A 24,802-nucleotide genomic window follows, 5' to 3' on the forward strand; every position below is an offset into this window, starting at 1 on the left:
ACTATGATCGAACGATGACCTCTTCGAGTTACCTCCGGTTCCCCCATGTTCACGGCGATCTGGTCACGTTTGTGGCCGAGGACGACGTCTGGATTGCAGCCCTCAGCGGCGGCCGCGCCTGGCGTGTTTCCTCGCTCCAGCTGCCGGCCCGCAACCCGCGCTTTACGCCGGACGGAAAGAAGCTGGTCTGGACGGTCGTGCAGGGGACGGCTCCCGAGGTGGTCATCGCTGATGTCGACGGCGGGGGATACCGCCAGCTGACCTTCTTCGGACACAGCACCACGCGGGTCAAGGGCTTTACCCCTGCCGGGGACATCGTGGTCACCAGCGCATTCCGCCAGGCCGAGAGCCGCCACACACACGCGTACCGGCTGTCCACCGACGGCGGCTGGGCCGAGGAGCTTCCGCTGGGACCGGTCGAGTCCGTGGCCTTCGGCCCGGAACTCGGGGACGAAAAGCCAGTAGTGGTGGGCAGCGTGCTGTCCCGCGAACCGGCCTGGTGGAAGCGCTACCGCGGCGGTACCGCCGGAAAGCTCTGGATCGACAGTGACGGTAACGGCGAGTTTGAGCGGCTCCTGCCGGAGCTGGACGGCAACCTCGCCGATCCCATGTGGGTGGACGGGCGCATCGCCTTCCTCTCCGACCACGAAGGCTACGGCAACCTGTACTCTGTCCTGCCCGGCGGCGGGGACCTGCGGCGCCACACCGACCACGAGGACTTCTACGTCCGCCACGCCTCCACCGACGGCAAGCGTGTCATCTTCGAATCTGCCGGTGAGCTCTGGCTCCTCCATGACCTCGGGTCCGAGGCTGTCCGGCTGGAGATTGCGCTCGGATCGGCGTCCCAGTGCCGCCGCCCCTCACTCCTCAAGGTCGCCAAGCACCTGGGTGACGTCCGGCCGGACGCCACCGGGGAAGCCAGCGCCGTGGAGGCCCACGGAACCATCCACTGGCTGCGGCACAAGGACGGACCGTCCCGGGTGGTGGAGGCTACGGCCGGCGTCCGCGCCCGCCTGCCGCGTCCTCTTCCCGACGGCCGCATCGCCTACGTGGCAGATCACGACGGCGACGAAGCCCTGTTCATCAGGGAAATCGCCCCGCAGGTCCCGATACGCGACGGAGGGGTCCGGGCAGCCAAAGCCGCCAGCGCAGCCAAGGGCAACGGCGCTGCCCCGGATACCGCCTCCGCCTCGGACCAGCAGGAAGCCGCGGCTCAAGCCGTGCCGCTGCCCAGGCCTGTTTCCGCCGCCGGAGTAGCGGGGCCCCGCGCCACCCACCCGGTGGCCGACGACGCGGCGGCCGACCTCGCCCCTGCGGAGGCGGCAACCGAAACAACGGCTGGGCAGGTAACCGGCACTGTTGCGGCCGAATCAAGCCCGCTCACGGTCCGGTTCCCCAAGCCTTCACGCGCCAGCGCGATTGAAGCCAGCCCCGACGGCCGCTGGGTCGCCATCGGAACCGCCTTTGGCGACCTGTACCTTGCCGACACGCAGGACGGCGCGCTGACGGCGGTAACCAGCATCGGCGAGGGCAGCATCGAGGACCTCGCCTGGTCGCCGGACTCCGCGTGGCTCGCCTGGTCCGAACCGGTGACTTCCTTTGGCTCACGCAGCCGCCTGCGGCTGGTCCGCGCCAACACCCGGGAAACCAAGCCCCGGGAAACGAACCCCGGTGGAACCAACACCCCGGAGGTCAAAGCCGGAGAGGCCGCCATCGTGGAGGTGACGGACGGGCGCTTCCGGGACGAATCGCCGTCGTTCTCCCCGGACGGCAAGTTCCTTGCTTTCCTTTCCAACCGCAGTTTCGATCCGGTCTACGACGGCCATTCCTTTGACCTGTCTTTCCCCAGCCCGATCAAGCCCTACCTCGTGGCACTGGCGGCGGACACCGCTTCGCCGTTCGGCCCTAGCGTGGCCCTGGCAGACGGACCCGGACAGGGCGGCACCGCAGCCACGTCCGACGCAGCCGCCGCGGGCGAGACCACACCGGCCACTGTCCGGGTGGACGCCGAAGGCCTGGCCCACCGCGTCATCAGCGTCCCGGTTCCGCAGGGCAACTACTCGGACCTGACCGCCGCCGACGGCGCGCTGCTGTGGCTCGACAGTGCCCTTGCCGGCGTCACCGGGGAGGGCAGGGCAAGCCTGGAGGACAAGAACGCGGCACCGAGCCTGGTCCGCTTCGACCTGGCCAAGCGCAAGAGCACCACCCTCGTGGAAGCCGTGCACAGCTACCGGCTGTCCGGAGACGGCAAGAAGGTGGTCCTGGTCCACGACAAGCAGGTCCGCGTGGTGCCCGCCGACGCCAAAGCGGACGAGGATTCCGGCCAGCTGGTCAAGGTTGACCTCACCCGCATCCGCGTCCTGATGGATCCGCTGAGCGTGTGGGGCCAGGCGTTCGATGAAGCGTGGCGGCTGCAGCGCGACTTCTTCTGGACCGAGGACATGGCAGGCCAGGACTGGGACTCCATTCACGCCCGCTATCGCCCGCTCGTGGAGCGGCTCGGATCCCATGACGACCTGGTGGACCTGCTGTGGGAACTGCACGGCGAGCTCGGCACATCGCACGCCTACGTGCGCCCGGCCGCGGCCTCGGAAAACGGCAACAACGGCCAGGGCCGGCTGGGTGCCGACCTCGCCTTCACCGGCGAGGGCTGGGAAATCGAGCGCATCCTGGCCGGCGAATCGTCGGACCCGCTGGCCACCTCGCCGCTGACGCGCCCGGGCGCCGACGCCAAGGCCGGGGACGTCCTGCTGGCCATTGACGGCGTGCGCCTGACAGAGTCGCTGACACCGGCCATGCAGCTGGTGGGCGCGGCCGGCCGGGCGGTGGAACTGACCATCCGCAACGGCGCCGGCCACGGACCGGCGGCCGGGGTCCAGCGCCGGATCGCCGTCGTCCCCATCAGGGATGAGGAACGGCTCCGGTACCAGGACTGGGTGAACGCCAACCGCCGCACCGTACGCGAGGCGTCGGACGGCAAGTTCGGCTACCTGCATATTCCGGACATGATGGCCAACGGCTGGGCGCAGCTCCACCGCGACCTGGACACCGAGACTGCGCTCGATGGTCTGATCGTGGACGTGCGCCGCAACCGCGGCGGACACACCTCCCAGCTCGTTGCCGAACTGATCGGGCGGAAGGTGACGGGCTGGAGCATGCCCCGCGGCGAAAAGCCGCGGACGTATCCGCACCACGCGCCGCGCGGTCCGGTCATCATCCTGGCCGATGAATTCGCCGGTTCCGACGGCGACATCATCACGCAGGTCTCGAAGCTGCGAGGCATCGGCCCGGTGATCGGCACGCGCACCTGGGGTGGCGTCGTGGGCATCGACAACCGCTTCACGCTGGCTGACGGAACAGGCGTTACCCAGCCCCGCTACGCCACCTGGTTCGGCGGCGGCGTGGGCTGGAGCGTCGAAAACCACGGAGTGGCTCCGGACATAGAGGTGACGTTCCCGCCGCACGCGTACGCTGCCCGCCGGGACCCGCAACTGGAGTCCGGCATCACGGCGCTGAAGGAAATGGTCCAGGAGCTCCCCACGGACCGGCCGCCGGCCCGCGAGGGCTACCGCCGGTTGCGCCCCGAGCCGCTGCCGGCGCGCCGCCACAGCCAGGCGTAGCAGGCCGTTCAAATGCCGGAATGCCGCCGGCGCAAGCCGGCGGCATTCCGGCAAGCACGAAGGCCCCGTGCCCGACTGGATTCACCAAGGGAACGGGGCCTTCGGGCTTTAAGGCTAGGAAGCCAGTGTGGCGTCCAGGGTGATATCGATGCTGGCGAGGGCACCGGAGACAGGGCAGCCAACCTTGGCTTCCGCTGCGATCTTCTGGAATTCATCTTCGGTGATGCCGGGGACCTTGGCGTTCAGGGTCAGGTGGCTGCCCGTGATGCCGGTGCCGGGCTGGAACGTGACGTCCGCCTTGGTGTGCACCTCTTCCGGCGTGTGGCCGGCCTGCGCCAGCGCGTGGCTGAAGGCCATGGAGAAGCAGGCGGAGTGGGCTGCGGCGATCAGCTCTTCGGGGCTGGTCTTGCCTTCTGAGGCCTCCGTGCGCGCCTTCCAGGTGACCTCGTAGGTGCCCAGTCCGGAGCTGTCGAGTGTGGTGTTGCCGGCACCCGTCATCAGGTCGCCGTTCCATACAGTGTGTGCGGTGCGTGTTGCTGCCATTTCCACTCCTTAGCTTGGGATCAATCATGGCCGGGCTGGCGCCCGGACCGTCCTCCACAATCCTATGGATTCGCTGCCTCCGGTGCACGGGTTGTCCGCTGTCAGAGGATTATGACCGGAGCCGCCAACGACGACGGCGACGCCCCCTCCCAAGGGGGCGTCGCCGTCGTCGTTGGCATGGCAGAGGGCGGTTACTGCCAAAGCGTGGCGACGGCGACGTTCAGCAGCGCCAGCCCGCCGACGCTGTGGGCAAGCCCGGCGGAGATCGGCTCGCCCTTCTTGTACTTGCGGCGGCCGATGAAGGCCAGAACGCCGACGACCAGGGCGACGGCGAACTTGATGCCAAGCTTGGCATAGTTGGCGTCCATGTCGAGCGCGGGGATCAGGCCCATCATCACGATGCCGGTGAGGAGCTGGAGTGCCGCGCCGTCGAACTGCCGGGGGTGGACGGTCGGCTTCTTCATGTTGCCGATCCAGATGCCGACGATCATGGCGGCGCCGACGATGTGCAGGAAGACCATGACGTTATAGACGATGTTCATGGCATCAGTCTAGCCAGATACTTCTACGCGCCGTAGTAAGGCGCGGCTGAAGCTCGGGGTACCGTTGGCCAAACAAACGACGACGGCGGTGCGGCCTTCCGGTGGCAATCCACCGGCGTCCGCACCGCCGTCGTTTTCGGCTGTTGTTACCGTCCCCTGTTGGTTACAGTCCCAGGTCCGCTTCGAACGCGCCTTCTTCGAGGCGGGCCTTCAGCGTCTGCAGGAAGCGTCCGGCGTCCGCGCCGTCCACCAGGCGGTGGTCGTACGTGAGGGACAGGTACATCATGGAGCGGATGGCGATCGAGTCGTCACCGTTCTCGTCCTGGACCACCACGGGGCGCTTGACGATCGCACCGGTGCCGAGGATGCCGACCTGCGGCTGGTTGATGATCGGGGTGTCGAACAGCGCACCGACAGAACCGATGTTGGTGATGCTGAACGTACCGCCGGACAGTTCGTCCGGACCGATCTTTCCGTCGCGCGTGCGGCCGGCGACGTCGGCGATCTTGCCCGCCAGACCGGCGAGGTTCAGGTTGCCTGCGTCGGAGATGACCGGAACCAGCAGACCCTTGTCGGTGTCCACCGCAATCGCCAGGTGCTCGGCGTTGTGGTAGGTGATCTCCTGCTTGTCCTCGTCATAGGCAGCGTTCAGCTTGGGGTGCTGCTTGAGGGCCTCGGCCACGGCCTTGGCAATGAAGGGCAGGAACGTCAGCTTGACGCCGTTCTGGGCCTGGAACGAGTTCTTGGCCTTGAGGCGGAGCTTGGCGATCTTGGTCATATCGACCTCGTGCACCTGGGTCAGCTGGGTGGAGACCTCGAGGGACTCGCGCATGCGGCGGGCGATGACCTGGCGGATGCGCGGTGCCTTCTGCACGGTGCCGCGCAGCGATGATGCCGCCGCAGACGGTGCTGCGGAGGCGGCGGCCGGGGCTGCCTGTGCTGCGGCTGCCGGAGCGGCCTTGGACTCAGCGGCGGCCAGGACATCCTGCTTGCGGATGCGGCCACCAACGCCGGTGCCGGAGACGGAAGCGATGTCCACGCCGTGCTGGTTGGCGAGCTTGCGGACCAGGGGGGTGACGTAGCCGGACTCGGCGCCTGCGGCCGGTGCAGCCTGCGGAGCCGGTGCTGCCTGGGGAGCCGGTGCAGCCTGGGGAGCCGGCGCTGCCTGGGGAGCCGGCGCTGCCTGGGGAGCCGGCGCGGGGGCGGCTTCCTGGGCGGGGGCGGGCTTCTCAGCTGCGGGCTGTTCGGCAGCTGGGGCGGCGGGCTGCTCGGGAGCAGCAGCAGGAGCAGCGGCGCCGGAGCCAATCACGGCGAGGACAGAGCCAACCTCGGCGGTCTCGTCCTCGTTGACGCGGATTTCCTGCAGGGTGCCGGCCACGGGGGACGGGATTTCAGTGTCCACCTTGTCGGTGGAAACTTCGAGCAGCGGCTCGTCAACTTCCACGGAGTCGCCAACGGCCTTGAGCCAGCGGGTGACGGTGCCTTCGGTGACGCTCTCGCCAAGGGCCGGCAGGGTGACTTCGTGGCCTTCGCCGGAGGAGGCAGGTGCTGCCTCTGCGGCAGGTGCTTCCTGGGCCGGTGCCTCTTCAGCGGGTGCTGCGGGTGACTCTTCAGCAGGTGCAGCCGGTGCCTCCTCAGCGGGAGCTGCTGCGGGGGCTTCGGCAGCGCCGCCGCCCGAGCCGTCACCGATGCGCACCAGGGGCGCGCCAACTTCAGCGGTCTCGTCTTCGGCGACGAGGATTTCCTCGATGACGCCCGCGATCGGAGAGGGGATTTCGGTGTCTACTTTGTCGGTGGATACCTCGAGCAGCGGTTCGTCCACCTCTACCCGGTCACCTACCTGCTTGAGCCAGCGGGTGACAGTTCCTTCGGTGACGCTCTCACCGAGGGCGGGCAAGTTAACGGATTCAGACATGTCGTCCCCGTTCTCCTTATTGATCTAAAAGTGCGGATGAATTGCTGCATTGTTCGAGCCTGGTGCACCCTGCTGTTCGAGCCGGTGCACCAGGCCCTTGTGTCTTGCGGAGTTGCCTCGCGGAAACGACTTAGCCGTGGAGGGGCTTGCCCGCCAGCGCCAGGTGCGCCTCGCCCAGGGATTCGTTCTGGGTCGGGTGGGCGTGGACCAGCGCGGCCACGTCCTCGGGGTAGGCTTCCCAGTTCACGATCAGCTGGGCTTCGCCGATCTGCTCACCCATGCGGGCGCCGATCATGTGGACGCCGACGACGGGGCCGTCCTTCTGGCGGACCAGCTTGACGATGCCGCTGGTGCCCAGGATGGAGCTCTTGCCGTTGCCGGCGAGGTTGTATTCCTGGGTGTCGACCTGGTCGTCGCCGAACTTGGCTTTGGCGGCCTTCTCGGTGTAGCCGACCGTCGCAATTTCCGGCTCGGAGTAGGTGACCTTGGGGATGTTGACGTCTTCGACGATGACAGGCTTCAGGCCGGCGATTTCCTCGGCGACGAAAATGCCCTGCTGGTAGCCGCGGTGCGCCAGCTGCACGCCGGGGACGATGTCGCCGACCGCGTAGATGTTGCCCACGCCGGTGTGCAGGCGCTCGTTGGTGATGACGAAGCCGCGGTCGATGGTGAGGCCCGCCTCTTCATAGCCGAGGTTGGCGGTGACGGGTCCGCGGCCGACGGCCACGAGGAGCAGGTCGGCTTCGAAGGTCTTGCCGTCGACAAGGGTGACCTTGACGCCGTCGTCGTTCTGCTCGACACCCTGGAAGAAGACGCCGGTGGAGAACTTGATGCCGCGCTTCTTGAAGGCGCGCTCAAAGTTCTTGACGATCGTCGCGTCCTCGTTCGGCACGAGGGAGGGGAGGCCCTCAACGATCGTGACGTCAACACCGAAGGACTTCCAGACGGAAGCGAACTCGACGCCGATCACGCCGCCGCCCAGGATGATCGCGCTCTTGGGGATGTAGTCCATGGTGAGGGCTTCATCGGAGGTGATGACCTTGCCGCCGATTTCCAGGCCCGGCAGCGTGCGCGAGTAGGACCCGGTCGCAAGCACGATGTTCTTGCCCTTGTAGGCGGTGCCGTTCACGACGACGGTGTCGGTGCCCTGGAGCTTGCCTTCACCCTCGATGACGGTGATGCCCTTGGACTTGATCAGGCCCTGCAGGCCCTTGAACTTGCCGGCAATGATGCCGTCCTTGTAGGCGTTGACAGCGGTGATGTCGATGCTGTCGAGCGTCACGTTCACGCCGTACTTGGCGGAGTCGCGGGCGTGGTCGGCCAGCTCCGCGGAGTGCAGGAGAGCCTTGGTGGGGATGCAGCCGTTGTGCAGGCATGTTCCGCCGAGCTTGCCCTTCTCCACGAGGCCAACGGTGAAGCCAAGCTGAACGGCCCGGAGAGCCGTGGCGTACCCGCCGCTGCCACCACCGAGTACCAGGATGTCGAATTCTTGCGCAGTTGCCTGATCGGCCACTTAGACGCTCCCTCGCGTGAACGATGACACGAGAGTACGCATCATCTGGTCTTGGAAATTGCTCTGCCGTGATTATGCCAGCAGGCCTTTTCCCTTTCATTTGTGACTACCGTGGTTCACCTTAGCGAACCACTTATCCATGCTCCACCTTGCCGCTGCTTTTGTGGAGCGCTTGTGTCGAGTGTCACGCGGCTGTGTGGCGAGCGGATCACGCTGCCGCACAGCCGCGCGTCACACTGGCCCTAGGCCAGGAGATCCTCGACGTAGGCCACCAGCGTGCGCACGGTGCAGCCGGTGCCCTGCTTCGGCGTGTAGCCGTAGGGTGCTCCGTTGTTGAAGGACGGGCCGGCGATGTCGATGTGCGCCCACGGGATGGTCTGGCCGCCCTTGTCCTTGCCCACGAACTCGCGCAGGAACACGGCCGCCGTCATCATGCCGCCGTGACGCTCACCGATATTGGCGATGTCCGCCACCTGGGAGTCGAGGCTGGGCCGCAGTTCCTCCGGGAGGGGCATCGGCCAGACGAGCTCGCCGGCCCGGTCAGCCGCCGCCTTCAGCGGGCCGGTCACGCTGTCCGCGCCCATGATGCCGGCGGTGCGGTTGCCAAGCGCGATCAGCTGGGCGCCGGTCAGGGTGGCAACGTCGATGATGGCATCCGGGTACTCCTGGCTGGCCGCGACGATGCCGTCGGCCATGACCAGCCGGCCTTCGGCGTCGGTGTTCAGCACTTCAACTGTCTTGCCGCCGAACATGGTCAGCACGTCGGCGGGACGCGACGCGGCCCCGGAAGGCATGTTCTCGGCGATGCACAGCCAGGCGGTTGCCTTGACGGGCAGCCCAAGGCCCGCGATGGCCAGCACCGTGTTAAGCACGACAGCGGCGCCCGCCATGTCGCTCTTCATGTCGCCCATGCCCAGGGCCGGCTTAATGGAGATGCCGCCGGTGTCGAAGGTGATGCCCTTGCCGACCAGTGCGATTTTCCTCGTGGCCTTGGCGGGGGAGTACTCCACCTTGACGAGGCGCGGCTGCCGGGCGGAGCCCTTGCCAACGCCCATGATGCCGCCGAAGCCTTCCTTTTCCAGGCGCTTTTCGTCCCACACCGTGACCTTGACGGGCAGCCCCTTGGACAGTTCCTTCGCAGCGTCGGCGAACGACTCGGGGTAGAGGTGGCTCGGCGGCTGGTTCACGAGCGAGCGGGTGGCGTTGACAGCCTTGCCCAGCAGGCGCGCACGCTCGAGTGCCGGCTGCAAGTCTTTGTCTCCGGCCAGGTCAGTGAAGATCGCGACGTCGGCCACGGGATCCTTGAGACCGTCCTTGGACGAGCGGAACTCCGTGAACGAGTACGCTCCCAGCGCGGCACCCTCGGCGATGGCAGCGACATCGGCGACAGTCGCCGTCGGGAAGGCCAGCGTGACGGACGACAGCCCGGCAAGCTGGCGGACGGCGGAGCCGGCAGCGCGGCGCAGTGCCTCGCCGGAAACCCTTCCCCCGGGGTCGACCTTTCCTACGCCGGCCAGCACGAGGATTCCTGAGCCCGTTTCCGGAAGCCCGGGAAGGCGGACCGCCTGGTCCGGGGCGCCGGTGATGCCGAGGACCTTCAGGGAATCGGTCAGGGCCTCGACGGATTTCGCGGTCAACGGGTTTTCCAGCAGGAAAGGGCCGTCCGTGCCCTGTCCGACGCCGATGACCACTGCGTCACTTGGCGCCTTCTTCAGGTCCCTTGCAATGGCACTAAGGTTGGTTTCAGTATTCTTGACCACGAGGATCGGTCCTCAATTCTCTGTGATTGTTCGGGCAGGGAGCGCAGCAGGGCGCCCTCTCGCGGGTGCCGGCCGCCGTCCCCGCAGGGCAGCGGCGCCAGCTTCCAAGGAAGCCAATTCCGATCGTAGTCTCTCGTTCCGCAACTGCGGGGGAGCGCCGGGGAAACGGGCCGGTTGAGAGCCGTGCCACAACGCCCCGAGGAATGACGCCGCTCTTCCGGGCGTTAAGAAGATTAACCCCGACCACGAAAGGAACTCGCCGTGTTTGAAAGGATTTCCGGCTCGCTGCTGGACCCCGACGCGCTCTATGCCAAGAACATTGGGCTGTTCCATAACCCTGAGCTCCGCGGGCTGAACCTGGTGATGGGCTTTACCGGTTTCGCCGATGCCGGCCACGTGGTCCGGCAGATCACCGGCGAGCTGCTGGACACCCTCGACTCCGAACGTGTGGCCGTGTTCGACGCCGACCAGCTGATGGACTACCGGTCCCGGCGCCCGCATGTGACCTTTGTTGAGGATCACCTGCAGGATTACCAGCCGCCCACCCTGGCCCTGTACAGGCTGGTCGACGGGCTGGGCAAGCCGTTCCTGTTCCTCGCCGGCTTCGAGCCGGACCTGCAGTGGGAACGCTTCGCCCGTGCCGTGGTGCAGATCGTCGAGGCCCTGGACGTCAACCTGGTGACCTGGATCCACTCAATTCCCATGCCTGTACCCCACACCCGTCCGGTCGGCGTGACTGTGCACGGCAACCGGCCGGAGCTCATTGAGGGCATCTCCTCCTGGAAGCCGACCGTGGAAGTGCCTGCCGCCGTCGGGCATGTCCTGGAACTCCGCCTGACCGACGCCGGCCGCAACGTTGCCGGGTACGTGATCCACGTGCCGCACTACCTCGCCGAGGCGGAATACCCCACGGCTGCCGTGGCCGGCCTGGAGTACCTGGGGGCCGCAACCTCGCTGATGCTGCCGACCGACCGGCTGCGCGAGTCGGGCCGTGAAGTGGGCCGGCAGATTGCCGAGCAGATCGAGGCGTCGGAGGAAGTCCAGCAGGTGGTGGCCCGGCTCGAGGCCCGCTATGACGAAAAGGCGGAGGGCACAGTGCGCCGGTCCCTGCTTGCCAACGAAAATGATGAACTGCCCGACGGCGACGCACTGGGCGCCGCTGTGGAGGCCTACCTGGCGCGGGAGAACCCCGCACCGTAAGCCCCGTCACTGGGCTGCATTAGGCTCATCACTGAAAGGCCAAAAGCGGGCAAATTAAATAGTATTTTTGCCTCCGCTGGGGATAATAAAAGGGTGACTGCACCCCGCGCCTGGCTCATTTGGTCCATTGGCATCTTTTCGTACCTCGTGGCTGTGACGCAGCGTACGTCGTTCGGTGTGGTCGGACTCGAGGCCACCGAGCGGTTCCATGCCAGCGCCTCGGCCATCTCCTTTTTCACGGTGCTGCAGCTGCTGGTGTACGCCGGACTTCAGATTCCGGTGGGTGTGCTGGTGGACAGGTTCGGTTCCCGGGCCATGATCGCCGGGGGCGCCCTGCTGATGGGCCTGGGGCAGTTGCAGCTTGCGTTTGCAGACAGCGTCCCGGCCGGTGTGCTGGGCCGCGTGCTCGTGGGGGCCGGCGACGCCATGACCTTCATCTCCGTCATCCGGCTGATTCCGCTGTGGTTTGCGCCGGCCCGCGTTCCGCTGCTGACCCAGCTGACCGGCATGTCCGGACAGCTCGGCCAGTTGCTGAGCGTGGTGCCGTTCGCCTTCATCCTGCACACCGCGGGCTGGACCCCGGCGTTCCTTGCGTTGGCCGGATTCTCCGGAGTCGCCGTCGTGCTGGTGGTCCTGATGCTGCAGGACGTGCCGCCCGGCACGCCCAGGCAGGAGGCGGCCAAGGGGCTGCGCGCCACCGGCGTGTCCCTGTCGCGCGCGTGGAAGCAGCCGGGGACGCGGCTGGGGATGTGGAGCCACTTCACCATCCAGTTCAGCGGCACGGTGTTCGCCATGACCTGGGGCTACCCGTTCCTGATTTCGGCGCAGGGTCTCGATGCCGGGACCGTCGCGTCGCTCATGTCCCTGTATGTGGCCGGTGCCATCGGAGCCGGGCCGCTGATCGGGCGTTTTGTTGCCCGGCACCCGCTCCGGCGCTCCACCATGGTCCTCCTCCTTGTCGGTGCCACCGCGGCCGCCTGGGCAGCCGTGCTGCTGTATCCCGGCCGCTCACCGCTGTGGCTGCTGGCGGTGCTCATCGTGGTGCTGGCCATCGGCGGCCCGGGCTCCATGATCGGCTTCGACTTTGCCCGCACCTTCAACCCGGCCCACCGGATCGGGACCGCCACGGGCATCGTCAACGTGGGTGGCTTCTTCGCAGCGCTCATGGCTATCTACCTCATCGGCGCCGTGCTGGACATCCTCAACTCCACGGGCTTTTCCCGCGGGGAGCTCTATGGCCTGGAGCCCTTCCGCATCGCGCTCTGCGTGCACTTCCTGCTCCTCGGCGTCGGGTCCGTCGCCATGCTGGTGGTCCGGCGCAAGGTCCGCCGGCAGATGGCTGCCCAGGGAGTGGTGGTGCCGCCGCTGCTGCAGGCAATGGCCCAGCAGCGGCGCGAGCGGATTGCCCGCCGCAAGACCCCTTCCCGCGACTAGGCCCCATACCGCCGGCCGGAGCCCTTGCCGCGGGCAGCGAGACTATTCCTCAACACACCTGTTCCGGGTTGTCCACATAGCGCAGGCTTCCACATAGCTCAGGCTGCCTGTCGCGCCGGCGGTGACCGCCGTCGGAAGCTGTTTCCATGACACCGGAGCATCTCATCATCAGCGGTCCCGAAGACATTCTTGGCTACATTCCGCACAGCCTGGGTTATTGGCCGTCGCAGAGCCTCGTGGCCATGACCATGCAGGGCAAACGCCTCGGGGCCACTCTGCGGGTCGACCTCCCGGAGCGCGGTGGCCGGCGCAGCCGGGAGGCGTTCGCGAGGACGGTGGCGGAGTACCTTCTGGCGGACAAGGAAGCCGACGGGTCGCTGCTGGCCTTCTTTACTGACGGCGATGTTATCGACGGCGGTAATAGCGACGCCGGTGATAACGGCGCCGGCAGGGAAGGAACGGCGGCGTTGTCCTTGCGGCCGCTGCTCGCCGATCTGGAATGCGCGCTCGGGCTGGCTGGCATGCCGGTGCGGGACGCATGGCGCGTCGGCGACGAGTACTGGCGCAACCTGTACTGCACCGATAGCAGTTGCTGTCCGATGCCGGGCCGCTCCGTCGCAGAAATCCGGGACAGCCGGCTCAATGCGGAGATGGTGTATCTGGGCAGCAGCGTCGGTGCGCCGCCGGGTGCTACTTCACCCGGCTATGCCAATACGACTCCAGCGGACGACGCCGCTGTGATGGCAGCCGAACGCAAGTGGATCCTAGCCCTGGCCGGCAAGGGGACTCAGCGGGCACAGTTTGATGCGGTCCTCGATGCCTGGGCAGCTGCGCTCGCAGCAGCTCCGCCTGACGCCGTTCTGCCTGAGGCCGTTTTGCCTGAGGCCGCCCCGGGACGTAGCGGTCAACGTGCGCCGGGTCCACGCGCAGCCGGCCCGGAAAAGGGACTGGAACCGCAACTCGCCGGGTTCCTGCGCGCGTCCCTGCATGTTCCGGCCTGGCGCGACGCGGTTCTGGTCATGGCCGCCGCGGGACGCGCCGCGGCGGCCTCCGGAGCCGAAGCCTTCGGGATCTTCTCCGCCGGGACTGGACTCCCCGTGTCCTGCCCGCCGCTGCCGGAGCCGCGGCTGTCCCTGAGCGGATTACCCAGCCCGGCGCCCGACGGCGGCGTGGCATCCTCGGCGCCCGGAACAGACTCGGTGCCCGGTGCGGAGCGGGCGCCCGGAACAGACTCGGTACCCGGAGCGGAGCAGGCACCCGGAACAGGACTGAGCGGCGATCATGCGGACCAGGGGATGGCCACGGGACGTCCTGACCAGGTGCCTGCCTCCAGCGACGGCCCGGATGCCCTGCCGGGTTATGGCGAAGTCCTGTTGGGCCTAAGTCCGCCGGTACCGGACTGGGACACTCTGAAACGCCTGGAGGGACTGATGGCGGAGTTGTCGTCGTTTGGCGGGGGACAGGCGCAGGCTGCAGCGCTGACGACCACCGGCTGGATCGAATGGTGCCGGGGTAGAGGCTCCTTCGCGCACGCATCATTGACCCGGGCCCTGAAGGCCAGCCCGGGGTACCGGCTGGCCGAGTTGCTGTCCGAGGTGGTCCGGCGCGGAACAATCTGCGGATGGGCAGGGCGACGTGAGGCAGCTTGGCAGAAATTCGGATCGGACGCCGCTTAGAGACTGACCTGCCTGGAGATTGACCGCATCCAGAGCCGGCGCGGGGCCGGTTCGCAAACCAGACCAGGCCCGGGCTCCGGACCGCAACGCCCAGCCGGACCTCGCCACCCGGGCGTACCTCACGACCCGTCCGGGCCCCACCGCCGGGCCGGACCGAGGAGCCTGCCGAATCCGACACATCCCGTGGGCGCGGCGTATTACGGTCCGTTCGGCCCCTGGCACGGAAAATCATGAGACAATAGAGGCCGAGACCCGGTTGGGTCCGTGAATCAATGCTTGCAGTGGTCCCATGCGGGAACATTGCGGCCGCTCCGGCAGTTCTACTTAGTGGCCCTGTCGGTCGGTTGCATCTGATGTCGATCACGGACTTGACAGGGTCATAGTGGTGTTGCCCGAAGGTGACTCCACAGACCGCCGCTAGAAAGGTTTTCTGTGACCCCGTCTTCCGCGAAGAAGGAACCCGCCGCCCTGGCCGTTGAAACTGCCGAGGAGAAGCCGGCGGCATCCAGCGCCAAGCGTGCCGCCACCCGTGCCGCTGGGAAGCCCGAGCCCAAGAAGCGCGGACCCAAACCCGGAGCCAAGGCTGCAGCCGAAGCTGCCGGAAGCCGCTCAACCGATGTCGATGCCGACGTGGAAGTCGAGGAGGACCTCGACGACGCGCAGCCCGACACCGCAGATCTGGTCGATGAACCCGACGAGGCCGGCAAGGAAGCCGCAGCGCCTACCGGTTCGGGCTTCGTTTACTCTGACGCCGACGACGACGACGCACCTGTCCAGCAGGTCATGTCTGCCGGCGCTACCGCCGACCCCGTCAAGGACTACCTGAAGCAGATCGGTAAGGTAGCCCTCCTCAACGCCGAACAGGAAGTTGACCTCGCGCTGCGCATCGAGGCTGGCCTGTTCGCCGAAGAGAAGATCGCCGCCGACGACGGCTCCATGGATCCGAAGTACAAGCGCGAGCTCGAGTTCATCATCCATGACGGCAAGCGCGCCAAGAACCACCTGCTCGAGGCCAACCTCCGCCTCGTGGTGTCGCTGGCCAAGCGTTACACCGGTCGCGGCATGCTGTTCCTGGACCTCATCCAGGAAGGCAACCTCGGCCTCATCCGTGCCGTCGAGAAGTTCGACTACACCAAGGGCTTCAAGTTCTCCACGTACGCCACCTGGTGGATCCGCCAGGCCATCACCCGTGCCATGGCGGACCAGGCCCGCACCATCCGTATCCCGGTGCACATGGTGGAAGTCATCAACAAGCTGGCCCGTGTCCAGCGCCAGATGCTGCAGGACCTGGGCCGCGAACCCACGCCCGAAGAGCTGGCGCTCGAGCTGGATATGACGCCCGAGAAGGTCGTCGAAGTCCAGAAGTACGGCCGCGAGCCCATTTCGCTCCACACACCGCTCGGCGAGGACGGCGACTCCGAATTCGGTGACCTCATTGAGGACTCCGAAGCAGTCGTTCCTGCCGATGCTGTGAGCTTCACCTTGCTGCAGGAACAGCTGCACTCCGTGCTGGACACCCTGTCCGAGCGCGAAGCCGGCGTCGTTGCCATGCGGTTCGGCCTCACGGATGGCCAGCCGAAGACTTTAGACGAAATCGGCAAGGTCTACGGCGTTACCCGTGAGCGCATCCGCCAGATTGAATCCAAGACCATGTCCAAGCTCCGCCACCCGTCCCGGTCGCAGGTGCTGCGGGACTACCTGGACTAGGAAACACCGGACCCAGCAACTGCTGGACTGGCAAACGCGAACAAGGGCCAGGCCTTCTGCCCGAAACGGCGGCAGGCTTGGCCTTTGTCGTGCCGCTACGACATCAACCACGTTCACGTGCATGTTCGGCCCCGAGTCCGCGCCCGTGGCTTAGCCATTGCCTGAATCACCTCCCGCTGGACCCGTTATGCGGTTCTCAGGTCACCGACTGGACGGCCTGGCCCGGCCGGTTCCCGCTACCCCCGCTTGGCGCACTCCGGTTCCGTTAACCAGTTCCGGGTAGTGGCGGTGCCGTTGAGTGGTAGGTGTGGCCGGTGGGTGTGGTGAGTTCGATGGTGTGCCTTGGCCCGGGTCTGGGTTGGGTCTTCCAGCCGGGGAGTTCTTTGGTGTGGTTGCAGGCCTCGCAGAGCCCGGCGCCGTTGGCCAGGGTGGTGGGGCCGTCGTTGTGCCAGGGGATGATGTGGTCGTGGTGGCGGATGGGGGCGTCGCAGTAGGGGGTGCGGCAGGTGTCGTCGCGGACCTGGATGAAGCGGCGCAGCGGTGCCGGGAACAGGCGCCGTCGTGAGTCCATGGCCACCAGGTCCCCGGTGTTCGGGGCGATGTAGAGCCGCCGGACCCAGATCTTCAGTTCCTTCACCGCGTCCTTTTGGCCGGTGGTTGAGCCGGCCGCGTTTGAACTGCGTGCCTGCCTGAGGAGCTCCCGTGCCCACTGGGCGGGGACAACACCGTAGCCGGGGATCCGGGCGGGTTCGGTGTCGCCTTGGAGGAGGGTGCGGTCGGTCATGACGAGGTTGATTTCGATGCCGGTGATGCCGCCGGGGGTGCCGGTGGTGCGTTCGACGAGGGTGTCGGCCTTGATTTGTCCCAGGCTGCGGGGGTCGCCGGCGGACTTGAGGGTGTCCGCGTGCCGGGTCAGGGCCGCGTAGACTGCGACGCCCTCATGGGCGGGCAGCAGCGCCGTCAAATAGGTCATGCAGTCCGGGGCCGGTCGGAGGCTCACGGACCGTTCCGACGCGGCATGGCTGGCGCGCTGGGTGACCGAGCGCGGGTCCCTGCGGGCGGCGGCGGCCCGGGTCGCGGCGATGACGGCCCGGGTCCCGGCACCGGTGAAGGTCCCGGTATCGGCCGCCAGCTCCTCATCAACCGCGGCCCGGTCTTCCACGCTCAGGCACACTGTTTCCTTCACGACGTGGATGGCGCGTTCTTCGTTGAGCTGTCCGGTGTCCAGGGCTCCCAGGGTGTGGGGCATCTCCTTGACCAGGGCCTTGGCCATGCCGAGCAGCCGGCCGCCGCGGTGCGGGGACTCGCCCCGGGCCAGGGCGATCTGCTCGGCCGCGCCCAGGCCCCGGTCTTTGCTGCGGTCGTTGCCGAGGTTCTCGGCGGTCAGTGTCCTGCGGCCATCATCCGTCCCCAGGTCCGTCTGGTCCTGGTGGTGCCGGGTCTCGAAGGTGACGGCAAGTCTGGCCTGTTGCCCGGCAAGCATGTTTTTGATGTTCTCGTACGCGTGGGTCTGGTCGATCAGCCCGGCCTTGTCGGCGTTCAGATCAGCCCGCAGAAGGGCGGTTGCCGCAGCGACCCGGTCCGCCAAAGCCGTCCGCGGCCAGGGCCCGCGCCCGCCAGCGCCCGTGCCGGCGATGGAGGCGGCGGCATCGGCGAACAGAACATCGGCAAAGAGGGCCTCGGGAAACGGGTCCTCAGGGAACACAGCCGGGAACGCGGCGTCGAGGTCATCGTCGTACGGCGAACCGTCGTCCTCGAACTCATCGAACAGAATGGCGCCGTCCGGGAACGCATCTAAAGGGAACTCAGCATCAGGAAAGGCGGCCGCCTGCAGCACGCCGCCGTGCGGCGCCGCTCCTGTCAGTGCTGAATTCCCGCTGCCTTCCATGAACACAGTCTGCCAAGGGGGACTGACAATTTAGCGCCGCAGTGAGCATCCTCGGCAGAGGCGAAAAAGAAAAAGCCAGGACCCCCGTGCGGGGATCCTGGCTTTGAGCTTTGTTGTCTAGTCGACCGGAACCGGCGCCTTTTCCTGCAACCGGTCCGTCTCATCATGCCAGTCGGAGCTGAGCGGCCTCAGGGTCGCTTCGACGGCGCGAGAATGGTGGGCGCAGAAGAGCAGCTCACCTCCGGAGGACTCGAGTACAACCCGGACGTATGCCTGTGCACCGCAACGGTCACACCGGTCAGCTGCGGTTAGCGTGCGGTCGGCAACTGCTGTTGTCATGTCGGCCTCCTTAGTAGTTCTGTACATCTATATAACCAGCATTCGCCGCTAAACCATGGCAAGGATGGGTCACTTTCGCTGTCCGCGTATCACGTGTACGTAACGAACGCCGGGAGCGGGGACCCGTGTCGGGAGTGGCAGTCGGGCATTTGGCGGCGGCGGGACTAGGCTAGGGGGAGCCTTTTAACGCCGATCCGGCCTGTTCCTCAAAGGAGTTCCCTACCTGTGGCACCGAGTTCTGATTACACCGCCCGCCACCTTTCGGTGCTGGAGGGGCTGGAGGCCGTGCGCAAACGCCCCGGCATGTACATCGGTTCCACGGACTCCCGCGGCCTTATGCACTGCCTCTGGGAAATTATCGACAACTCCGTCGACGAGGCGCTGGCCGGCTTTGGCCACGACATCAAGATCATTCTGCACGCGGACAACTCTGTAGAGATCCACGACGACGGCCGCGGCATTCCCGTCGACGTCGAACCAAAGACTGGCCTCACCGGCGTCGAGGTGGTCTTCACTAAACTGCACGCGGGCGGCAAGTTTGGCGGCGGTTCCTACACCGCCTCCGGCGGCCTGCACGGCGTCGGCGCGTCCGTCGTCAACGCGCTCTCGGCACGTCTCGACGCCGAAGTTGACCGGGGCGGCAAAACGTACAGGATGTCCTTCCGCCGGGGTGAGCCCGGCCGCTTCAACGACAACGGCCGCCCCAGCCCGGCCGCCACATTCGCCCCGTTCGTCGAAGACTCTGTCCTGGACGTCGTCGGCAAGGCCAAGCGCGGCGTCACCGGAACGCGCATCCGCTACTGGGCGGACACGCAGATCTTCACCCAGGACGCCCGGTTCTCCTACGAGGAACTCACCGCGCGGGCCCGCCAGACCTCCTTCCTGGTCCCCGGCCTGAAGATCACTGTCCGCGATGAGCGCAAGCTCCCCGGCACCCCCGGTGAACTGGGGGCGCACGAGGAAGTGTTCCACCACGACGGCGGCATCTCCGAGTTCGTGGAATTCCTCGCTGCGGACTCCGCGGTCACGGACGTCTGGCGCCTGCATGGTTCCGGCAAGTTCAAGGAAACCGTCCCCGTGCTGGATGAGAAAGGCCACAGCAAGATCGCGGAAGTTGAACGCGACTGCGAAGTGGACGTCGCACTGCGCTGGGGGATCGGTTACGACACCACGGTCCGCAGCTTCGTCAACATCATCTCCACGCCGAAGGGCGGCACGCACCAGTCCGGCTTCGAGCAGGCTCTCGTGAAAACGTTCCGAAAGGCCGTGGAAGCCAACGCGCGGAAACTCAAGGCCGGCAACGACAAGATCGAGAAGGACGACATCTTCGCTGGCCTCACCGCCGTCCTGACCGTGCGGCTCGCTGAGCCGCAGTTCGAGGGCCAGACGAAGGAAATCCTCGGCACCTCCGCAGTCAAGGCCATTGTGGCCCGGGTGGTGGAGAAGGAGATAGCGGCCAAGCTGAACTCCTCCAACCGCAACGACAAGGCACAGTCAGCGTTGCTGCTGGAAAAGATCGTCAGCGAGATGAAGTCGCGCATCTCCGCGCGCGTGCACAAGGAGACGCAGCGCCGCAAGACAGCGCTCGAGTCGTCGTCGATGCCCACCAAGCTTGCAGACTGCCGCACTGACGACGTCGCCCGCTCCGAACTGTTCATCGTGGAGGGCGACTCGGCCCTCGGAACTGCCAAGCTGGCGCGCTCCTCGGACTTCCAGGCGCTGCTGCCGATCCGCGGCAAGATCCTCAACGTCCAGAAGGCCTCCGTGGGCGACATGCTCTCGAACGCCGAGTGCGCGGCCCTCATCCAGGTGGTCGGGGCCGGCTCCGGACGCAGCTTCGCGATCGAAGCCGCCCGCTACGGGAAGGTCATCCTGATGACCGACGCCGATGTCGACGGCGCCCACATCCGCACTCTGCTGCTCACCCTCTTCTTCCGGTACATGCGGCCCATGGTGGAGGAAGGCCGGGTCTTCGCTGCCGTGCCGCCGCTGCACCGGGTGGAAGTCATCAACCCCGGCCAGAAGGCCAACGAGATGATCTACACGTATTCCGAGGCAGAGCTGCACGCCCTGCTGGCGAAGCTCGCAGCTGAGGGCAGGAAGTACAAGGAACCCATCCAGCGCTACAAGGGTCTGGGTGAGATGGATGCTGAGCAGCTGGCCGAAACCACGATGGACCCCCGGCACCGCATGCTCCGCAAGGTGAACATCGAGAATGCCCAGCAGGCGGAAGCCACGTTCGACCTGCTCATGGGATCGGATGTCGCGCCGCGCAAGGACTTCATCATCGCCGGTGCCTCCAGCCTGGACCGGGAACGCATCGACGCCTAGGAGCCGGCCTCAGCCCAGCAGGCCGGGAACTATCAGGAGGGCTGTGGGCATCGCCAGCAGCAGCGTGCACACGGCCAGGACGGTTGCCCGGAGGCCGCCGGCGAGCGGAGGCTGGGGTGAGAGAAGGCGGCTCACGCGTGACGCCGTCGTGCTCGGTCCGGCGCCGCCGGCGCCGTCCGGCAGCTGCAGGCTTGAGCCTGCAAGGCCTGCCGGTTCGACGACGGCGGCCCCCGGGGGTGCCGCCGAGCCGCTGGCGACGATGGCTATCGCCTTGATCAGCGTTACCTTGCTCTCCGTTTTGAGGGCAACATCGTCCGCAAGCATTTCAATGAGGGAGTTCACAGCCTCCTGGGCCAGGCGGGTGGTGGGCAGCCATGGCAGGGCCTGGCGCCAGGCGGCGAAGGCCCACAGCAGCAGGTGGTGGCGCTGGGTGAGGTGCGCGTTTTCGTGAATCAGGACGGCGCGCAGCTCTGCCGGTTCGAGGGCGGCCATCAGGCCGTCGGAGAGGACCGTGACGGAGCGGGCGCCGCCGGGCAGGCAGTAGGCCACCGGGGAATCGTGGTTGATGACCACAGTGCCGGGCCCGTCGTCGGACGGTGAGGCCAGGAGGGCCAGCAGTTCGCGGTGCCGCCTGCGCTGGCGCTCGATTTTGTAATAGGTCAGCAGCAGCGTGAAGACGAGGTGCGCTGTCAGCAGCGCGGCCGCGGAGAGCGCGAAGAGATGCCAGAAGCCCAGGGCTGTGGTGGGCGCTGCAAACAGCACCATGCCTGCCAGCGCGCGCAGGCCGGCAATCAGGTTGTCGCCGACGGGTTCGAGGCCATAGACCAGCATGGCACCGATCATGGACAGCCCACCGGCGAGTGCGATGGCCTGCCACAGCACCATGGCCGTGAAGGGGTCGCGCGCCGGCCAGTGGGCGCGCGAAAGAAGGATAGGTACCGGCCAGGCCAGTACTATCGCCAGGACCGCCAGGAAATATGAGGTCCAGAACATCAGGTGCTAGCTGTGGCCAAGCAGTTTGCGCAGCGTCTCGGCTTCACTTTCCGTCACGGAACCGATGAACCGGGCCAGCACGGCCTCGCGGTCCGGAGCGGATCCCAGCACTTCATGCATGAGTTCGGCGGTGTGGTCTTCGCGGCTGGACACAGCCTGGTAGCGGTGCGGCCGGGTGCCGCGTTCGCGCTCCACCAGGCCCTTCTTCTCGAGACGCGAAAGGACCGTCAGGACGGTGGTCACCGCCAGGTCCTTGCCCTCATGCCCTGCTGCTCCGCCATGCGCGGCCGTGCTCTGCGCAAGCAGGTCCCGCAGCGTGTTGGCCGTGGCTGCTTCGTGGCCCGCCCAGAGCAGGTCCATGACTGCGCGTTCCAGTTCCCCAAGACTTGCCATCTGTACATCCTTTTGACAACGCACTGCCAGGAGCCGATCGCCCGGCCCGTGCCGTGATTCCAATACTGCAACTTCAAATCTATCGCGTTTCGCCGCGCGTTTCTACATGAGGTAGAACGCTCGGCGCGTCGCGGGTGATTGCGTTCCTCCGATGTGCATGCAACCGTGTTTACAGTGTTCTGACCTGTGTTCTACACTCTGTAGAAGTTGAAGTTCTACGTTGTGTAGAAAACAACGCTGGAGAGCTAGACCCAACCGTAAGTAGGGACCGCCTTGGACGCCTTGGAAATCGCACGCTGGCAATTCGGAATCACCACCGTCTACCACTTCATGATGGTGCCGCTGACAATCGGCCTGGGCCTGGTCGTCGCAGTGATGCAGACCGTCTGGTACCGCACCGCAAATCCCGCTTATCTGCGGATGACCAAGTTCTGGGGAAAGCTCTTCCTCATCAACTTCATCATGGGCGTGGCCACCGGCATCGTCCAGGAGTTCCAGTTCGGGATGGCCTGGAGCGAATACAGCCGCTTCGTGGGTGACGTCTTCGGCGCTCCGCTCGCCCTCGAAGCCCTGCTGGCGTTTTTCGTCGAGTCAACCTTCCTGGGCCTGTGGATCTTCGGCTGGAAGCAGCTCAAGAGGGGCGTGCACCTTGCGTGCCTCTGGATCGCCGTGGTCGGCTCGTTTTTCTCCGCGTACTTCATCATCGTGGCCAACAGCTGGATGCAGCACCCCGTCGGCGTCACCATGATCGACGGGCGCCCGGTCATGACCGACGCCTGGGCCGTCTTCACTAACAACACCGCCCTGGTAGCCGTGCCGCACACCCTCTTCGGCGCCCTTGCCGTCGCCGGCGGGTTCCTGCTCGGCATCGCCTGGTACCACCTCTGGCGCAGGCGCCGCGACGGTATCGACACCATCGGAGCGGACGGCAAGCTGGTTGCCGGCGAGTCCGACATTCCGGGCCGCGACCGCACCGACTACACAGTCTGGATCAAGTCGCTGCGGATCGGCGCCGTCGTCGCCATGATCTCCTTTGCCGGAACCGCCCTCACCGGTGACCTGCAGGGCAAGCTGATGTTCGAACAGCAGCCCATGAAGATGGCCGCAGCCGAGGCCGCGTGCCACGACGGAACGGGCTTCTCCGTCCTGAGCGTGGGCAACGTCGGGTCCCGCAACTGCGACGACATCGTGGCGCTGATCGAGGTCCCGGGCATCCTCTCCTACCTCGCCAAGGGCGACTTCACCACCGAGGTCAAGGGCGTCAACAGCCTGATCGACCAGTACAAGGCGGACTACGGCACGCACGTCCCGGACAACCCCATCTACGGTGACCGCGCAGGCCAGGAGATCCAGTACGTCCCCGTCATGGAGGTCACCTACTGGGGCTTCCGCGCCATGATCGGATTCGGCGGACTCGCGGCCCTGGCAGCTTTGGTGGCACTCTGGCTGACCCGCAAGGGAACCGTGCCCGAGTCGCGCTGGCTGATGCGGCTGGCCGTGTTTGGCATCCTGGCCCCCTTCGGTGCCAACGCCGCAGGTTGGATCTTCACGGAGATGGGCCGGCAGCCGTTCGTCGTGGCCCCCAACCCGGACCTTAACGGCATCGACCAGGTCTTCATGTTCACCGCCGCGGCCGTATCGCCAGGGGTGTCCGCCGGTGAAATCCTGACCTCCCTCGTTGTGCTCACCCTGATCTACGCAGTGCTCCTCGTGGTGGAAGTGAAGCTCCTCGTGAAATACGTGCGGGGCGGCGTCGTCTCGGCCATGCCCGAACTGGTCCACGTGCCGGTCGACGAGAACGAGGATGCCACACCCCGCGACGGCGGACCGGACAAGCCCGGAACCTCCGACGACGTCCTGGCCTTCGCCTACTAAGACCCGAGGATACAAAGCATGGAACTGCTGCCAACCATTTGGTTCATCGCCATCGCCGTCCTGTGGACCGGCTACCTCTTTCTGGAGGGATTCGACCTGGGCGTCGGGATGCTGATGAAGATCTTCGCCCGCAACAACACCGAACGCCGCGTGCTCCTCAACACCATCGGGCCGGTCTGGGACGGAAACGAAGTCTGGCTCCTGACCGCCGGCGGCGCCACCTTCGCCGCCTTCCCGTTCTGGTACGCCTCCCTGTTCTCCGCCCTGTACCTGCCGCTGCTGCTGGTCCTGGTCGCGCTGATTTTCCGGGCGGTGGCCTTCGAATACCGAGGGAAGGTGGACACCGACCGCTGGCGGAACACCTGGGACTGGGCGATCGCCGTCGGCTCCTTCCTGGCCGCCTTCGGCGTGGGTGCGGCCTTGGGGCTGACCACCACCGGACTGCCGCTGGACGCCAACGGCGACCGCGACGGCGGGCCGTTCGCCTGGTTCAGCTGGTACGCCGTGCTGGGAGGCCTGGCGGTGGTTTGCTTCGCCCTGCTGCACGCCCTGGCATTCCTGGCATTGAAGACCGACGGCGGCGTCCGGCACCGTGCGCGGCAGTGGTTCGTTCGGCTGCTTCCCGTCCTGCTCCTGCCGATGGCCGGCTGGGCCATCGGCGTTCAGGTCCTCACCGGTGAAGCCTGGACGCTGGTTGTCCTCGCGGTGGCCGTGGTCGCCGCGGCCGTGGCCTGGGCCCAGGCCCGGAAGGGAAACGAGGGCCGGGCGTTCCTGGGAACCGGTGTGTTCCTGCTGGGCGGCTCAGCCTCCATTTTCGGCGCGGTCTTCCCCGTGGTGCTGCCGTCCACCATCGACCCCGCCTACAACCTCACCATCGCCAACGCCTCATCCTCCGACTACACCCTCGGCCTGATGAGCATCGTGGCGTGCATCGGATTGCCGCTGGTGATCGCCTACCAGGCATGGACGTACTGGGTGTTCCGGCGCCGTGTCAGCGCCGCCCACATCCCGGAGGCGCACAGCTTCCTGCCCGCAGTCGCCGCGAAAGCACTCATCAGGAAAGACTGACCCGC

General features: G+C 66.6%; 17 protein-coding genes. 8 read left to right on the forward strand and 9 right to left on the reverse strand.

Going from position 1 to position 24,802, the window contains the following annotated elements; translation table 11 throughout:
• Window positions 1–14 precede the first annotated feature (14 nt).
• Window positions 15–3,620, forward strand: coding sequence for a S41 family peptidase (locus ABRP34_RS00765; RefSeq protein ID WP_353711885.1), 3,606 nt, complete (start codon window positions 15–17; stop codon window positions 3,618–3,620).
• Between the two features lie 114 nt (window positions 3,621–3,734).
• On the opposite strand, the gene ABRP34_RS00770 is transcribed toward ABRP34_RS00765, so the two are convergent.
• From ABRP34_RS00770 to ABRP34_RS00790, 5 genes are all read right to left on the reverse strand, one after another.
• Window positions 3,735–4,163, reverse strand: coding sequence for an OsmC family protein (locus ABRP34_RS00770; protein ID WP_003801682.1), 429 nt, complete (start codon window positions 4,161–4,163; stop codon window positions 3,735–3,737).
• A 191-nt stretch (window positions 4,164–4,354) separates the two neighbouring features.
• A complete protein-coding gene (locus tag ABRP34_RS00775) occupies window positions 4,355–4,705 on the reverse strand; it encodes a hypothetical protein (RefSeq protein ID WP_353711886.1) in 351 nt (116 codons plus the stop codon).
• 163 nt (window positions 4,706–4,868) lie between these two features.
• Window positions 4,869–6,620, reverse strand: coding sequence for a 2-oxoglutarate dehydrogenase, E2 component, dihydrolipoamide succinyltransferase (gene sucB / locus ABRP34_RS00780; protein WP_353711887.1), 1,752 nt, complete (start codon window positions 6,618–6,620; stop codon window positions 4,869–4,871).
• A 130-nt stretch (window positions 6,621–6,750) separates the two neighbouring features.
• Entirely contained in the window at window positions 6,751–8,133 is a 1,383-nt protein-coding gene (gene lpdA / locus ABRP34_RS00785; protein WP_003801672.1) for a dihydrolipoyl dehydrogenase, read from the reverse strand.
• A 242-nt stretch (window positions 8,134–8,375) separates the two neighbouring features.
• Window positions 8,376–9,893, reverse strand: a complete 1,518-nt coding sequence (locus tag ABRP34_RS00790; protein WP_353711888.1) for a leucyl aminopeptidase — start codon at window positions 9,891–9,893, stop codon at window positions 8,376–8,378.
• A 261-nt stretch (window positions 9,894–10,154) separates the two neighbouring features.
• Here ABRP34_RS00790 and ABRP34_RS00795 point away from each other — a divergent pair, with 261 nt between their 5' ends.
• The 4 genes from ABRP34_RS00795 (at window position 10,155) to ABRP34_RS00810 (ending at window position 15,910) form a co-directional block, all read left to right on the forward strand.
• On the forward strand, window positions 10,155–11,093 hold the full coding sequence (locus ABRP34_RS00795; RefSeq protein WP_003801667.1) for a PAC2 family protein: 939 nt from the start codon (window positions 10,155–10,157) through the stop codon (window positions 11,091–11,093).
• A 93-nt stretch (window positions 11,094–11,186) separates the two neighbouring features.
• Window positions 11,187–12,527 carry an MFS transporter gene (locus ABRP34_RS00800; protein ID WP_003801665.1) on the forward strand — a complete coding sequence of 447 codons (1,341 nt, stop codon included), beginning with the start codon at window positions 11,187–11,189 and terminating at the stop codon, window positions 12,525–12,527.
• Window positions 12,528–12,673: 146 nt separating this feature from the next.
• Window positions 12,674–14,203 (forward strand): DUF4192 family protein, encoded by a 1,530-nt coding sequence (locus tag ABRP34_RS00805; protein ID WP_353711889.1) that lies wholly within the window; start codon window positions 12,674–12,676, stop codon window positions 14,201–14,203.
• Window positions 14,204–14,635: 432 nt separating this feature from the next.
• Window positions 14,636–15,910, forward strand: a complete 1,275-nt coding sequence (locus tag ABRP34_RS00810; protein WP_353711890.1) for an RNA polymerase sigma factor — start codon at window positions 14,636–14,638, stop codon at window positions 15,908–15,910.
• Window positions 15,911–16,175: 265 nt separating this feature from the next.
• On the opposite strand, the gene ABRP34_RS00815 is transcribed toward ABRP34_RS00810, so the two are convergent.
• Both ABRP34_RS00815 and ABRP34_RS00820 read right to left on the reverse strand, forming a co-directional pair.
• Window positions 16,176–17,798 carry a DUF222 domain-containing protein gene (locus tag ABRP34_RS00815; protein WP_353711891.1) on the reverse strand — a complete coding sequence of 541 codons (1,623 nt, stop codon included), beginning with the start codon at window positions 17,796–17,798 and terminating at the stop codon, window positions 16,176–16,178.
• A gap of 117 nt (window positions 17,799–17,915) precedes the next feature.
• Window positions 17,916–18,137: a hypothetical protein gene (locus ABRP34_RS00820; protein WP_003801656.1), complete on the reverse strand. Its 222-nt coding sequence runs from the start codon at window positions 18,135–18,137 to the stop codon at window positions 17,916–17,918.
• A gap of 225 nt (window positions 18,138–18,362) precedes the next feature.
• Here ABRP34_RS00820 and ABRP34_RS00825 point away from each other — a divergent pair, with 225 nt between their 5' ends.
• Window positions 18,363–20,468, forward strand: coding sequence for a DNA topoisomerase IV subunit B (locus ABRP34_RS00825; RefSeq protein WP_353711892.1), 2,106 nt, complete (start codon window positions 18,363–18,365; stop codon window positions 20,466–20,468).
• A 9-nt stretch (window positions 20,469–20,477) separates the two neighbouring features.
• Here the strand turns inward: ABRP34_RS00825 and ABRP34_RS00830 are convergent, their stop codons facing one another.
• Entirely contained in the window at window positions 20,478–21,461 is a 984-nt protein-coding gene (locus tag ABRP34_RS00830; protein ID WP_353711893.1) for a M56 family metallopeptidase, read from the reverse strand.
• Window positions 21,462–21,467: 6 nt separating this feature from the next.
• Entirely contained in the window at window positions 21,468–21,854 is a 387-nt protein-coding gene (locus tag ABRP34_RS00835; RefSeq protein WP_190603345.1) for a BlaI/MecI/CopY family transcriptional regulator, read from the reverse strand.
• A gap of 273 nt (window positions 21,855–22,127) precedes the next feature.
• Between ABRP34_RS00835 and ABRP34_RS00840 the strand changes: the two genes are divergently transcribed.
• Both ABRP34_RS00840 and cydB read left to right on the forward strand, forming a co-directional pair.
• Window positions 22,128–23,729, forward strand: a complete 1,602-nt coding sequence (locus tag ABRP34_RS00840) for a cytochrome ubiquinol oxidase subunit I (RefSeq protein WP_353711894.1) — start codon at window positions 22,128–22,130, stop codon at window positions 23,727–23,729.
• A gap of 18 nt (window positions 23,730–23,747) precedes the next feature.
• Window positions 23,748–24,797, forward strand: a complete 1,050-nt coding sequence (gene cydB / locus ABRP34_RS00845) for a cytochrome d ubiquinol oxidase subunit II (RefSeq protein WP_003801644.1) — start codon at window positions 23,748–23,750, stop codon at window positions 24,795–24,797.
• Window positions 24,798–24,802: the final 5 nt, after the last annotated feature.

It is taken from the genome of Arthrobacter sp. K5, from assembly GCF_040448525.1.
GTDB classification, from domain to species: domain Bacteria; phylum Actinomycetota; class Actinomycetes; order Actinomycetales; family Micrococcaceae; genus Arthrobacter; species Arthrobacter globiformis.

Bases quoted from the DNA above. Each gene is read 5' to 3' on its own strand.
- ABRP34_RS00820 (WP_003801656.1), bottom strand. From the start codon at position 18,137: ATGACAACAGCAGTTGCCGACCGCACGCTAACCGCAGCTGACCGGTGT.
- ABRP34_RS00815 (WP_353711891.1), bottom strand. From the start codon at position 17,798: ATGGAAGGCAGCGGGAATTCAGCACTGACAGGAGCGGCGCCGCACGGC.
- sucB (WP_353711887.1), bottom strand. From the start codon at position 6,620: ATGTCTGAATCCGTTAACTTGCCCGCCCTCGGTGAGAGCGTCACCGAA.
- ABRP34_RS00835 (WP_190603345.1), bottom strand. From the start codon at position 21,854: ATGGCAAGTCTTGGGGAACTGGAACGCGCAGTCATGGACCTGCTCTGG.
- ABRP34_RS00830 (WP_353711893.1), bottom strand. From the start codon at position 21,461: ATGTTCTGGACCTCATATTTCCTGGCGGTCCTGGCGATAGTACTGGCC.
- ABRP34_RS00765 (WP_353711885.1), top strand. From the start codon at position 15: ATGACCTCTTCGAGTTACCTCCGGTTCCCCCATGTTCACGGCGATCTG.
- cydB (WP_003801644.1), top strand. From the start codon at position 23,748: ATGGAACTGCTGCCAACCATTTGGTTCATCGCCATCGCCGTCCTGTGG.
- ABRP34_RS00805 (WP_353711889.1), top strand. From the start codon at position 12,674: ATGACACCGGAGCATCTCATCATCAGCGGTCCCGAAGACATTCTTGGC.
- ABRP34_RS00775 (WP_353711886.1), bottom strand. From the start codon at position 4,705: ATGAACATCGTCTATAACGTCATGGTCTTCCTGCACATCGTCGGCGCC.
- ABRP34_RS00770 (WP_003801682.1), bottom strand. From the start codon at position 4,163: ATGGCAGCAACACGCACCGCACACACTGTATGGAACGGCGACCTGATG.